The sequence below is a fragment of the Acetobacter okinawensis JCM 25146 genome (genome assembly GCF_000613865.1).
In the GTDB taxonomy this organism is placed as follows: domain Bacteria; phylum Pseudomonadota; class Alphaproteobacteria; order Acetobacterales; family Acetobacteraceae; genus Acetobacter; species Acetobacter okinawensis.
This window is the reverse complement of sequence record NZ_BAJU01000003.1, coordinates 93098-106501: the sequence shown is the minus strand read 5'-3', so window position 1 is coordinate 106501 and position 13404 is coordinate 93098. Positions and strand designations below refer to the sequence as shown.

Sequence of the window (13404 nt, the reverse complement as noted above, 5' to 3'; positions counted from 1 at the left end):
AAGGGACGCAGATCAACGCTCTGGAACTCCTGAATCAAGGAGGGGGCTTAATATTCCGGGTAAGATCATCAGCACGACTTTTCGTGTCCTGTATATAATACATCATTTATTGTTATTTTTTAATTCAACTTAAATTTGTGATTGTTTTGTTTTTATGCCATTCTTTGATCGTTATTATGCTGTTTTTGCCTGCTAACGTGAAAGTTTGACATGAGACGCCGCCATCTTCTGCAAGGCAGTGCCACTGCCCTTCTGCCTGCGTCTGCCCATGCATCCACCATACATGCGCGGCCCAATATTGTTTACATTCACTCGCACGATAGCGGGCGGTACCTAAGCCCCTACAAAAGTGGTGTTCCTGCCCCTGCCATTGCACGCCTTGCCCAGCAGGGTGTACTTTTCCATCAGGTTTTCAGCGGCGCTCCTGTCTGTTCGCCAAGCCGTGCAGCAATGCTAACAGGCCAGCCCGCCCATCGTTCAGGCATGAACGGGCTGGCACACAGGGGCTTTAGCCTGAACGACCCGCAGCAACTCATCTTCCGTTACCTGCAACACTATGGGTATCAGGCCGTGCTAACCGGCATGCAGCATGTTGCAGCTGACCCCAACACTTTAGGGTATGACCGTAATCTATGCGTGCGCGATGCACAGGGCCACTGGTTATCCGAAGCAAGTGTTGTGGCTCCGGTTGCTGAACGTTTTCTGGATTCAAGGCCGCGCCAGCCATTTTTTCTTGATGTCGGTTTTTTTGAAACCCATAGAGAATACCCAACACCACAACCACAGGACATTGCTCAGGTGCGTGATGTACCACGCTCAATACCGGACACGCCCGAAACACGGTATGATTTTGCCGCTTTCGGGGCTAGTGTACGCCAGTTAAACTACGGCGTATCCCGCGTTCTGGATGCATTAAGCCGGAATGGATATGACCGTAACACACTGGTTATTTTTACAACCGACCACGGACTGCCTTTCCCCCGCATGAAATGCACCCTGACAGACGAAGGACTGGGAACGGCGTTTATCATGCGCGGGCCGGGGCTGGCTGCCGGGCAGGAAAATCATACGCTTATTTCCCAGACCGACCTGTTTCCGACCCTGTGTGCTTATCTGAACCTTCCTGCACCAGCGTGGCTGACTGGCACCTCTTTTCTGCCATGCCTGATGGGACATGATGCAGAAATTCATGAAACCATTTTTGCTGAAGTCTCCTACCACGCAGCGTATGAACCATGCGGGCCGTGCGGAGCAAACGCTGGAAGTACATTCGCCGTTTTGACCAGCGTAACACACCAGTTCTTCCAAACTGTGATGACAGCCCGAGCAAAACCATATGGCTTGCCGCCGGATGGAAGTCCCAGCATGTGCCGGAGGAAGCACTTTACGACCTGACCTTTGACCCGACCGAACATGACAACCGGGTGCATGACCCTGATTGTCAGGCCGTTCTGCAGGATATGCGGCGCAAACTCCTTACATGGATGCAGCAGACACAGGACCCACTACTCAATGGGCCCGTCCGCGCACCCTCGGGGGCAGTTGTTAACCGCGTTGATGGCATATCCCCCCACGAACCACCCGTGCCTGCATAAAGCAGGCTATCTGACCTCGCTCCTGCACCGAGGTCAGATAACGGGCATGCTCACATCAATCTTCTTCTGGTGTTGCACCATAATGGTCGGCAAAATGCTTGCCATCCGCCCCCCAGCTGTAACTGCGTTCCGGGTAAGGCAGCATCTGGCTGTTCCACTGCTCCCACTCCTGTTTAAGGTGCGCAAACAGTTCTGGCTGACGGTCCTTGAGATTGGCCCGCTCTCTGGGATCATTGACCACGTCAAAAAGAAATTCGTTCTGCTCAATCTTTAAATACTTGTATTGCCCCAGAAGGTGGGCATGCTGGTCGCGCAGTTTGTAACGCCAGAAAAAAGACCGATCCTGCGTCCGCGCCGGATCAGCCAGAAATGGTAGAATGTTGATACCATCGCTTGCAAAAGCAGGGTCTGGCACGCCCCCCGCCGCTGCAAGAAAAGTTGGTAGCCAGTCCATTGTTATAACCGGCTGCGCTGTTTCCTGCCCGGCCTTGACCTGCTCTGGCCAACGCAGGACTGCGGGTACACGCAACCCACCTTCCAGCAGCTCTCCTTTAATGCCAGTAAATGGCCATGTATCGGAATAGCGCTCTCCACCATTATCGCTTGTAAAAACTACAATCGTATTCTGGGCAAGTCCAGACTGCTCCAATGCATCCAGAACATGGCCTATCTGGGTATCCATTGCCTGCACCATTTTGGCGTAGGTTTTCAGGTTACCGCCATCATAGTCAAAAATATGCCCTTTGAGACGTCGTGATTCAGCCTCATCCTCCGGCCCTTCCCATGGCCAGTGCGGTGCATTGAAATGCAGACTGATAAAAAAGGGATCTTTTTCCCGTGCATATCCCTTAACCAGCCGGACCGCCTCCTGCCCCAACAGGCCGGTCAGATAGCCGTGCTCATGGATCAGATGGTCATCACGGTAAAACTGGTCTTCTCCCGGATGCCTTGATGCGTAAAGTAGTCTGCCGCACCGCCTGATATCCCATAAAAATGGTCATACCCACTTTTAAGCGGACCAAAATGCGGGGGGCTTCCCAAATGCCATTTCCCGACAAGAGCTGTTTTGTAGCCCTGCTTTTTTAGCTGTGCTGGCAGGGTTGGCAGACCAGGAGTCAGGCCGACTGCCTTGTTGGCACCGCTGATCGGCTCCTCCAGCCCACAGGCGATACGGTCCTGATAACGGCCTGTAATCAACGCCGTGCGGGTTGCCGAACAAACTGCTGAATTGGCGTAGGCGTGTGTCAGCCGGATACCATCATGAGCGATCCGGTCAATGGCGGGGGTTGAAAAATCCGGATTGCCGAAGCAACTGACATCTGCATAACCCAGATCATCTGCCAGAATAAAAATAATATTGGGTTTGCTCGACCGAGTAGCAGCCTGCGCAGCCGGAACACCTTGCAGCGCAGCCCCCAGACCAAGGCCGGTGACACCAGCCAGAAAACCACGGCGCCCACTATTGGCTCCAACCATTATAAAACTCCTTTAAGCCTGAATGTTTGCAACCGGAACCACATCCGCATCTGCTGCGCGCACAACACAGCGAAAACCAATATGGCTGGTCGCACTTTCTATTGTCTGTGGGTGCCGGGCAGCCGGGCGGTAGCGCTGGCAGTAATTGGCTGCACACAGGTGCGACCCGCCTTTGAGCACCTTGCGCCCAATGGGTACCCCACCCTCGCGGTCCAGACTCTCCCGCAGGGTACCACCACGCGGGTTGGCCACAACACAGCATGGGCGTTTGCCACTTTTACGCAATTGCGCTTCGGGCAGGATGTACCAATCCTCCGTCCACTCCCAAACGTTGCCGATCATATCCGACAATCCATACCCGTTAGGGGGATAACTGCCGACCTGCGTTGTACGGTACCCCCCTCCCGGCCTCTGGTTTGCAAAAGGGAAAATGCCGGTCCAGTAATTGGCAAGGATCTGGCCATCGGGGGCTAGTTCATCCCCCCATGCATATTCCGTCCCCTGTAGACCACCACGCCCGGCATATTCCCACTCTGCCTCGGTCGGTAAAGCCTTACCTGCCCATGCAGCGTAAGCCACAGCATCCGTATAGGCGACCTGCACTACCGGATGGTCCATAATATGTTCGATCGAACTCTCCGGCCCGGTAGGATGCCGCCAGTCTGCTCCGGGCACAAAGGCCCACCACTGCATGGGATCACTCAGCGGGACTGGTCTATCCGTTTTGTGAAACACAAGGGAACCCGGAACCGCCAGTTCTGGCGGCATACCCGGGTAGTCTTTGGGGTCGGGTGCTACCTCAGCAACTGTGCAGTAGCCTGTTGCCGCAACAAAGGCGGCAAAGGCACGGTTGGTGGTTGGCGTTTTATCTATCCAGAAATCCGACACACTCACCCGGCGGCATGGCCGTTCCTCCGGGTAAAAATGTTCCGACCCCATTGTAAAGCTGCCTCCTTTGATAAGGCACATGGTGTCCGCCCGGGTATCCTGTATCATGCTCTTTCGTATCCACCTGATTTACTGAACAGTAAGATGTGTATCGCCCAGCCTGCCCCCATAAGGACTTTTGCCTGCAGGGTCATGGCTGACCTGTGAGCCCCTGTCCTGACCAATATCAAAGGTTTCAGCATAGCTCCCGGCAACGGCTGGGTATTTATGAATTTTGCCCTGAGCAACAACCTTGCCATCAACCAGCAGTTGCAGTGTCCCATCGGTCGGAGGTTGCCATAAACCACTTTTGGGGGCACCACCCGCATCAGGTGTAAAGGCATAGCCTACTTTGGAAGCCTTTGCGGGCAGGCGGTCATTGGAGCCGATCACCTCGTGCGTCTGACCAAAAATATTGTTTTCAAAAATCAGGCGACCATCTTTTTCATACAAAACATATCCTCCCAGACGCCCGCCCTGAGCCAGAATAACACCACGACCGTTTGGAGCTGCAACGGCAATATCTGTCTCCACCCGGTGCGCTCTGCCCGCGAGAACAGGAATACCATGAGGCGGCAGGCCAGAAATATCCGAGGGGTAGGTAACGCTGTGCGTATCAGGTGCTACAATTGTTGGAGCACCCACCGGCGGCGGCAGCAGGGGGAAGACACCATTGCGCTGTGCCTCTGCGGTAAACTCTTTTTTGAGTTCAGCCAGTTTCTGCGGCTCCTTACCCGCCAGATCTTCGGCCTCACTATAATCAGTGGCAATATGATACAGTTCCCACCGATCATTCTGCGTGGGTGACGTGTAAAGTTTCTGCACCTCATGCAGCAGATTCCACGGCTCGTAGTCATGCCGTGCTGCGGCTACCCAACCATCTTTGTAAATGGCGCGGTTTGCAAAAATTTCAAAATACTGTTCGGTGTGTGTTTCGGGAGCCGACGGGTTGGTAAAGGTCGGTAACAGGCTATGCCCTTCAAACGGGATTTGTCTTACACCGTCAATCTGCTCTGGCAGAGACACCCCAAGAACATCCAGAATGGTTGGAGCAATATCGTTAACATGGCTGAACTGGGTCCTTACCTTGTCAGACGCCTGAGTATGGCCGGGCCAGTCCACAATCAGCGGGTTGCGTGTTCCCCCAAAATGAGAGGCGACCTGCTTCATCCACTGGAACGGCGTGCTGGTGGCCCATGCCCAGCCTGCCGCATAGTTGTCAGCCACGTCTGGCCCGCCCAGCTTGTTATAATTGGCTACCTGCAGGGCAAAGCTGTCTGGTGCGCCAACGCCGCTTGCTCCTTCATTAACAATTGTGCCTTCAAGGCCACCTTCCCCGCTTCCTCCGTTATCCCCGACAATGTAGAACACCAGCAGGTTATCGCCCCCCGGTCGCGCACGCAGTGTATCCACCAGCTTGCCAACCTGTTGGTCTGTTTCTTCCATATATGCCGAAAAAACTTCCATCTGGTGGGCATAAAGATGTTTTTGCTCGGTAGAAAGGCTGGACCATGCAGGCAGACCTGCAGGACGAGGAGTCAGTTTGGCATCAGCGGGATAACACCAAGCTGCTTCTGCCGGGCGAATGCCTGTTCCCGGTAACTGTCCCATCCTTCATCAAAACGTCCCTTGTTTTTTGCAATCCATTCGGGTGCTACGTTATGCGGCATATGCACCGCACCTGTTGCAAAATACAGGAAGTAAGGACGGTTACCCGCCAGAACCTCGTGGTCATCCACCCATGCGACCGCCTTGCCCACAAGGTCTTTGGTCAGATGGTACCCCTGTTCAGGAGTGGCCGGATTGGGGACCTGAGTTGTGTCATTGTAAAGATGTGGTTCCCACTGGTCATCCGTGCCGCTCATAAAACCGTAAAAATGGTCAAAGCCCAGACCCGTTGGCCAATGATTGAACGGCCCTGCGGCCGACGTTTCCCACCGTGGTGTATTGTGCCACTTGCCAAAGGCTGCAGTCGAATACCCATTGATCTGTAATACACGCGCGATGGAGGCGGTCTGTGCCTTCCATACGGTATTATACCCATCAAACCCTGCTGGTATGTCCATCAGGTTTCCAAACCCGACCTGGTGGTGGTTACGCCCTGTCAGCAATGCTGCACGCGTGGGAGAGCAGATGGCTGTGGTATTGAACTGATTGTAACGCACCCCTTCCGCGGCAAAGCGTTCAAGATTGGGCGTGCGTGCCTTGCCACCAAAAGCCGAGCTGGTTGCAAAACCGGCATCATCCAGCAAAACAAGCAAGATGTTGGGCGCGCCCTGTGGTGCACGTGGGGACTGAGGATAAGCCGGATGAACAGCTTGTGGCGCAGGTGCTGCCGGGGCAGGCTGGGCAAAAGCTGCGGCACTCAGGCTACTGGCCGCAAACAGACTGGCAGCATAGGTAACAAAACGACGCATGGCGCTCACTCTATGATCGAACATGGAAGGACATAAAAATGGTATGGAAACCATGAAATATGGTTTCCTTGCCGATAAATTTTAGTAATTAGCCCGAGCAATAAACCCAAAGCTGCGTGGCTGCGTGACATAGGCATACCATGCCCCGTTACCACTCATACCCCCACCTTGAGAAAGCTGGCTGATCCGCCGCTCATCCGTGGCGTTGTTAATAAAGCCCTGAAAATCCCAGCGCCCTGAATGGTCACGGAAGCCAAAGTTAAGGTTGAGCGTGCCATAAGCCTGCACCCAGCCGTAGGACGAGTTGTTGGCACTGGTGTTCATTCTGGTGTTGTAGTTGTAACTGCCGCCTACGTAGCCATCAACGCTGGAACGGAACGCATGTCCGACAGAATGTGAGTACTGCACCGCAGCAGACAACGCCCAGCGCGGCACAAACGGAACCTGTGTATGGTTCATGCTCCATGCACCCGTCGTAATGACTTCCGGCGGGCCCCGTGGAATACTCCAGAAACTGCGCATCGTTATACGATGCGGACAATGAGGTAATCAGATTGACAATCGGGCTGTAGTGGATGTCCGCCTCCGCCCCACGAACCCGTACCTTGGGTGCACTGCTCAGATAGGAAACCAGCGCGCCCTGATATTCATGTGTCGCAGTAACCTGATAATTATGGTCATTTGTCTGGTAGAGTGCGCCGCTGACCAGCAGCCGGTTATCAAGGAGAGATGCCTTGGAGCCCACCTCGAACGCATCATCCGTTTCCTTACCCACGTTTGGCGTAACAGCACCCGCCGTGCGCTGGCTGGCGTTAAAGCTTGTCAGATTCAAGCCGCCAGACTTGCCGCCACGAGCATAACGCGCATACACGATAACATTGTCAGTCAGCTTGTAATTCACTACGAACTGACCCGTTACAAACCCGTTATCAACATGAGCACCGTAATCGGCAGTGCCGTTGCTGCCGTAAGTATTCCAGATTGTCTGCGCCACACTCAGCGGTGTAACGGCTGAGCTATAGCTCGATGGTCTTATCTGCCATTGGGCAAAACTACCGGTTTTTGCTGCGTAGTTATAGCGCACACCCGTTACAATATCGATCTTGGGGTGCACATGCCATGTGCCGTTGGCATAGGCCGCGTAGTAGTTGGTGGTCGGTTGGTCATAGCTACGCACATTATAGCCGTTCAAGGCATTGTTGGCCTGCGCGGTTGTCGCAATGCTGGACCCACCTGGCATGCCATAACCCGCCCACTGGGCCATCTGGTCACCATAAGCCTGATCACTATACACCCGGTTTTCCTGCCACATGTAGAACGCACCCACCCGGTAGTCGAGCAGCTTGCCCAGCGAGCTTGAAAAACGGAATTCCTGCGTAAACTGGTTCTGGTTAACCTTGGCATTCCCTTGGGTGACGGCATTGATCCCATTCAGGTCACCATCATTCGACGGCCACCAGTTCCACCACCGGTACGCGGTAATAGACGACAGCGTAAAGTTATTATGGTGCCAATCAATATGCCCCGAAAGACCTATGTCTTCCTGTTCCGCAGTCGCTGTGGAGTTGCGATCAACCGTATAACCATTGCCAACATAGGGGGTATAGCCCGTCCATCCACTCCGCTGTGCCAGAGACCCAGCGAACCAGGCCTGACCATCCGAGCGGGTGGTGGAACCTTTGACCAGCCCCGGGTTGCAGCAGTTCTCACGCAGGTGCGAGTAATCGCCGATAATACGCACGCTGATCTCATCTGTGGGATGAGCCAGAACCTGCGCACGGAAGGCGCGACTGGTCTGCCCTCCCGTATCTCCACCGCCATCAAGATTTTTGACCCAGCCATCATAACCATAACCCAGACCACTGAGCCTGATAGCGAGCTTGTCCTTGATAATGGGTGTTGTCACACCCAGATTCCAGCGGTTGTAGTTGAAGTTGCCCACACCTGCTTCGCCGTACACATGGCGTGTATGCAGGTCCGGCGCTGCGGTCGTAAGAGAAATTGCACCAGCCGTTGTCACCATGCCGCCCTCTGTACCGGACGGACCACGCAACACAGTAATGCCATTCATATCCGGCAGGTCTGTCAGGGCCGTGCCCGGGCGCGAGCGATAGACGTCATCCACGTACACTGCCACCCCGCCCTCTATCCCATCTGTTGCGGCCGTACCCGCAGCACCCAGACCACGAATATTGATTGCAGTGTTACGAGGATTGGAAATATTCAACTGAACCGTTGGCAGGAGCCGGGTTGCCTGCGGCAAAGCAGTGATATGCTCCGCCCTGAGTTCTTTGGCATCGATACGAGTGCTGGCCTGAGGCACTTTTTGCAGCTCATGTGTTTCGCGGTCAATATTGTGGGCAGCCCTGCTGGTTGCCGCCACAGAGACCGAAATCTCCTCCGCCTTGGCCTGAAGGGGCTTTGAATCCGGCGCAGAACGAGGCTTTGCCTGCACGTGCCCGGCCGATCGTGCCTGTGAGCGCTGCGCATGGTGGTGCGCTCCATGGCTGGATGTCACATTACCCGCACCCTGAGCCAGAACCTGCTCGGCCATGCCGCCTTCCGCCACCAGGGCAAAAGCTATCAGTAAGGTTTTTCCTGAAGACAGCATCTTATTCACTACTCTATAACGTTGTTAATTTCACAATCACAATATCTTAGTTGATTTATTTTTTTACAAACTAATTTTGTTAGTGGTTTTTAAATTTAACGACTCTTATGTGTCATTGTGTCTTTTGTACCATATTTTATCGACATTTCAACACATCCTCTCCCATCAGGTCGCTCACCGCGGGGAAGAATTTATATGTATTAGTGAAAATTTTTTCTTTAATTACAATATTCTATTTTTTAAAATCAAGTTCTACGTCTGTTTTTTCAGGCTGCGCCGACGTTATTCACAATATTTTTTTGTAGTATATGTAACAAAATTTAAAAATCAGCCGTTTATCCATGATTGAGGTCCGCAATACACGACTGGCTCCCCTGAACTTATGAATGATCAATTTAGGGAGATGAGGTTTACGGAATCGTTTCCGATAAACTTTGTCAACAGGAAGCGCTTTTCAATAAAACCAGTATCCGCGAAGACTCAAAAAACAGGCGTTGCTGGCAGCAACTTTACTCTGCCACCCGCAACGCCTCATCGCCCAACATCATTGCCTGGATGTGTTTATTCTGCGGAAACTACGGTGCTCACAAAGCCATCCACACCTACAGGTATCTCACCTTCTATAGTACTACGGCGTAGCAGACGCGGCTCATCTCCAAAATCATTAACAGCCCTGTGTTGGGTGGCCTGATTATCCCAAATTGCCACATCGCCTACTTTCCATTGCCAACGCACGGTATTGTCCACACCGGTAATATGATCTTGGAAAAACTCCAGAATACGACGACTATCACGCTGCGACAGCCCAACAAATTTTTTAACAAAATGACCCAGCAGCAAAGTGCGTTCACCGGTAACAGGATGAATGCGCACAACCGGATGTTCTGTCTCAAATTGTGTCGCGGTAAAAATACGCCGATATTCCAAAGATTCCGGTGACGATGTCACGCGGTGTGATGCTGCATAATCGTAAGTATTGGTGTGTATCGCGTGCAGATTATCAGCAAGAATTTTAAGGGGAGCAGGAAGAGTATCATACGCCAGCGTGGTATTTGCCCACACGGTATCCCCTCCCACAGGCGGAACAACCACACCACGCAAAACCGTAACCTTGGGATAGTTGGGAACAAAGGTCACATCGCTATGCCAGCTATCGGCACGATTGCCGCGTTTGCTGTCTATGGACAGAATGGCGCTTGTTCCATCAGCCGATGGAACAGTTGGGTGCGGAACAGGGTTGCCAAACAGACTTGCAAACGCCTCCTGCTCCTGATCGCTCAGATGCACCTGCCCGCGGATGAAAATGACCTTATGTTTGTGCAGCAGCGCCTTAAGCTCCGCAAATATCTGCGGATCAAGAGCACCAGAAAGCCTGATGCCACTTATTTCTGCTCCCAGCGCACCCGCGATAGGGCGAACATGCAGCTCAGACAGACCGGACGAAGCAGGCGTTTTTACAGAAGTTTCAGACATGATCTTACCTCTTACAAAAGCGTCAGAGACTGAACAGGTTGAGTTGTTACGTTTGTTTCCACCGTAAAAAATGCGTCTCAACCAGAACAAGAGCCGCATTTGTTGCGTAGCCCACAACGGACAGGACAAGGATTGCGGCGTACATGCCCGGCAAATCAAAATCGAGCTGGGACGCATTGATCACGTAACCAAGGCCAGCTCTGGAGCCGACCATTTCCGCTGCGACCAGAACCAGAAGACCTGCCGCAGCGGCAAGACGAATGCCCGTGAAAATTGAAGGAAGAGACGCGGGAATAACAATTTTTACAAACAGCTTTCCGCCAGAAAGGCCCATGGAGCGGCCAGCCTTTATCCACAACGGATCCACGCCGCGTAACCCGTTGATAGTGCCAAGGAGGATGGGCCAGAGTGCTGCATAAAACACCATGGCAATCTTGGATGTTTCCCCTATCCCCAACATCAGCGTAAAAACGGGCAGCAATGCCAGGGCAGACGTATTCCGCAGGACTTCTACAACAGGGTCTATAAACGTGTTCAAACGGCCAGAAGTCCCCAAAGCAAGACCAAGGGGCACTCCAGCCAGCAAAGCCAGCAACAGACCCGGCACCGCACGCCCCAGACTGGCCATGACGTGCTGAACTAGATAACCACTTGCGAACCCATGATAAACTTCGGTCACGACAACCGAAAATGGGGGTAAAAAGAGCGGATTGATAACTCCCGTGCGAGAAATGACCTCCCATACACAGGCCAGTATGACCAACGCCGCACTCCTGCTTATGAACCGAGCCGGAAAGACGAGCAGTGTCCGGATGCCACCTGATCGTGCAGATTGGGCTCTGGCATAACCCTCTGTTACTGATGCGCTCATTATACCTTTGTCCTCATGCTCATACCGCAGCCTGCGTCGCCGCATCCGGGTGAGACAGAACTGCACGAATATAACGGCGCAGTTCTCCGTATTCTGGATGTGTGCGTATTTCATCCACTGCGGCATCGGGCTGAAATGGCAGTTGCACAACGTCAACAACACGCCCCGGCGCACGCCCCATAACGGCCACACGCTGACCGAGGGAGAGTGCCTCATCAATATCATGAGTAATAAAGATGATGGTCATATTGTTGCGACGCCACAACCGGCGCAACTCCACTTGCAGATCCTCACGGGTCTGAGCATCCAGTGCGCCAAATGGCTCATCCATCAACAGCACTTCCGGTTCGACGGAAAGACTACGCGCAATAGCCACACGTTGCTTCATCCCGCCTGAAAGCTGGTGTGGATAACGATCTGCCGCATCCTCCAGACCAACAAGAGCCAGAACACGCCTAACCCGCTCATATTGTGTCCGACGCGGCACACCGGCAGCAGCCAGAGCAAAAGCAATGTTGTCGAATACTGTTTTCCACGGGAAAAGAGCATAATTCTGAAACACAACACTGCGTTCTGGTCCGGGCTTTGTAACAGTCCGGCCGTCCAGCACCATGCGCCCGCCGGTGGGCAGGCTCAGCCCGGCAGCAAGGTCCAGAAGTGTTGATTTTCCACACCCGCTCGGCCCGACAATAACAAGAAACTCGCCCTCAAAAACATCGAGTTCAATATCTTTGAGCACCAGATTGCCTGTTGCATTGCGCCCCGCCCGCACAGTGGCCGGGTAACTTTTGCTCAGATTTTCAAAACGGAGCCTGATTGGTCTGGCTGGCTGTGTGGTCATCACTGATTTAACTCCATTGCATAGTTGTTTTTATAACTAACGCAATAAAATGAGTTGAATTAAATGCTGCGATATAGTCAAGTTGTTTTTTCAAGTTTTAACTTTCTGGAATAGTGGAATGGCGAACTCCCTCTCCCGCCGCAATTTTATATTGAGGGCCGCCACATCAATGAGCGTGCTTGCCTCTCCACGTGTGTTCGCCAGGCCACGGGACTCCGGCCACCCTGACCGCCTGCGTTATCAGGGCTTGGCCGGTATTGTGCTCTACCCCGAACTGGCCGATGCGCTCGGTTATCTGGCACCTTTGAAGCTGGAATGGGTGGGCAACACGACCAGCGGGCCACAGGACTTACAGGCCGCCACAACCGGAGACACTGACTTTGGAGAGGCCTTTAACGGCGCGATCATCAAGCTCGTAGCCGCAGGGGCTCCGGTCAGGGCTGTTCTTGCATATGGCGGTGCGGACAAGCTGACGTCTGGGGGGCTATTTGTCCGCAGAGACTCTTCTCTGAGAACTCCTAAAGACCTGATAGGCAAAACGATCGGGGTCAATACGCTCATGGCCGAGCATGAGTGCTTTATTGAACAGTATCTAAAGGCCTATGGCCTGACGGATGCAGAAATCCGAAGCATCATCCTTGTTGCCATTCCCCCTGTTGTTGCAGGGCAGGCACTCCGCCATGGCCGTGTGGATGCTGTTGTTCTGTCCAGCGTATTCCGCGAAGTTGCTTTGCAGCAAAGTGACCTGTTTGAAGTCACAACAGAATATGCGCTGTATGGTCCGGGCAATACAGACAGCATTATCCTGCGTAACAGTTACATGGAAGCCTGGCCGCAAAGTGCACGCCATTTTACGCAGGCAACTGCCCGCGCCATCACATGGGCACAAACAACGCCGCCCGATGATGTACGAAAATTCCTTACATATATCATAAAAAACAGAAAGCGGGGTGAAAGCACCATACCCGCCCAACACTGGCGCTCTACCAGTGTGGTTACACGTGGTGGCTACATCCTTCCTGAAGATTTTTCGCGCTTCCAGCCCTGGTATGCCTGGCGGGGGGACATGCGCTCGGCCTCCCTTCCTGCCAGCGCATTTTACACCAATGCCTTCAACCCAGTGCAGACGCCACAGGTGGTTACTCCCCTGTAGCAATACCCGCCGCCCTTCCCTGCTCAAACCTCTCCTTAGT

13 protein-coding genes are annotated in these 13404 nt (G+C 53.3%); 3 read left to right on the top strand and 10 right to left on the bottom strand.

What is annotated here, in order from left to right; all coding sequences use genetic code 11:
• Window positions 1-210: 210 nt before the first annotated feature.
• Window positions 211-1395: a sulfatase family protein gene (locus tag JCM25146_RS16775; RefSeq protein WP_242400879.1), complete on the top strand. Its 1185-nt coding sequence runs from the start codon at window positions 211-213 to the stop codon at window positions 1393-1395.
• Window positions 1368-1595 (top strand): hypothetical protein, encoded by a 228-nt coding sequence (locus JCM25146_RS23340; protein WP_242400878.1) that lies wholly within the window; start codon window positions 1368-1370, stop codon window positions 1593-1595. Before JCM25146_RS16775 ends, JCM25146_RS23340 begins: the two co-directional genes overlap by 28 nt.
• A 55-nt stretch (window positions 1596-1650) precedes the next feature.
• On the opposite strand, the gene JCM25146_RS24425 is transcribed toward JCM25146_RS23340, so the two are convergent.
• From JCM25146_RS24425 to JCM25146_RS02860, 10 genes are all read right to left on the bottom strand, one after another.
• Window positions 1651-2472 carry a sulfatase family protein gene (locus JCM25146_RS24425; protein WP_277909538.1) on the bottom strand — a complete coding sequence of 274 codons (822 nt, stop codon included), beginning with the start codon at window positions 2470-2472 and terminating at the stop codon, window positions 1651-1653.
• 29 nt (window positions 2473-2501) lie between these two features.
• Window positions 2502-3071 carry a sulfatase-like hydrolase/transferase gene (locus JCM25146_RS24420; protein WP_277909537.1) on the bottom strand — a complete coding sequence of 190 codons (570 nt, stop codon included), beginning with the start codon at window positions 3069-3071 and terminating at the stop codon, window positions 2502-2504.
• A 12-nt stretch (window positions 3072-3083) separates the two neighbouring features.
• A complete protein-coding gene (locus JCM25146_RS02890) occupies window positions 3084-4067 on the bottom strand; it encodes a formylglycine-generating enzyme family protein (RefSeq protein WP_199897687.1) in 984 nt (327 codons plus the stop codon).
• 21 nt (window positions 4068-4088) lie between these two features.
• On the bottom strand, window positions 4089-5444 hold the full coding sequence (locus JCM25146_RS24415) for a sulfatase-like hydrolase/transferase (RefSeq protein WP_277909536.1): 1356 nt from the start codon (window positions 5442-5444) through the stop codon (window positions 4089-4091).
• A gap of 92 nt (window positions 5445-5536) precedes the next feature.
• Window positions 5537-6415, bottom strand: coding sequence for a sulfatase-like hydrolase/transferase (locus JCM25146_RS24410; RefSeq protein ID WP_277909535.1), 879 nt, complete (start codon window positions 6413-6415; stop codon window positions 5537-5539).
• Window positions 6416-6496: 81 nt separating this feature from the next.
• Entirely contained in the window at window positions 6497-6823 is a 327-nt protein-coding gene (locus JCM25146_RS24405) for a hypothetical protein (protein WP_277909534.1), read from the bottom strand.
• Complete coding sequence (locus JCM25146_RS16760) at window positions 6777-9026, bottom strand: TonB-dependent receptor (RefSeq protein ID WP_277909533.1); 2250 nt, start codon at window positions 9024-9026, stop codon at window positions 6777-6779. The genes JCM25146_RS24405 and JCM25146_RS16760 overlap by 47 nt, the downstream gene beginning before the upstream one ends.
• Before the next feature lie 561 nt (window positions 9027-9587).
• Window positions 9588-10580 (bottom strand): TauD/TfdA dioxygenase family protein, encoded by a 993-nt coding sequence (locus tag JCM25146_RS02870; RefSeq protein ID WP_242400877.1) that lies wholly within the window; start codon window positions 10578-10580, stop codon window positions 9588-9590.
• The gene (locus JCM25146_RS02865) at window positions 10546-11262 is read right to left on the bottom strand and encodes an ABC transporter permease (protein WP_025825747.1); all 717 of its coding nucleotides are present in this window, start codon (window positions 11260-11262) and stop codon (window positions 10546-10548) included. The genes JCM25146_RS02870 and JCM25146_RS02865 overlap by 35 nt, the downstream gene beginning before the upstream one ends.
• 127 nt (window positions 11263-11389) lie before the next feature.
• Entirely contained in the window at window positions 11390-12211 is an 822-nt protein-coding gene (locus tag JCM25146_RS02860; protein WP_025825746.1) for an ABC transporter ATP-binding protein, read from the bottom strand.
• A gap of 169 nt (window positions 12212-12380) precedes the next feature.
• Here JCM25146_RS02860 and JCM25146_RS02855 point away from each other — a divergent pair, with 169 nt between their 5' ends.
• Window positions 12381-13364, top strand: coding sequence for an ABC transporter substrate-binding protein (locus JCM25146_RS02855; protein ID WP_159101952.1), 984 nt, complete (start codon window positions 12381-12383; stop codon window positions 13362-13364).
• Window positions 13365-13404: the final 40 nt, after the last annotated feature.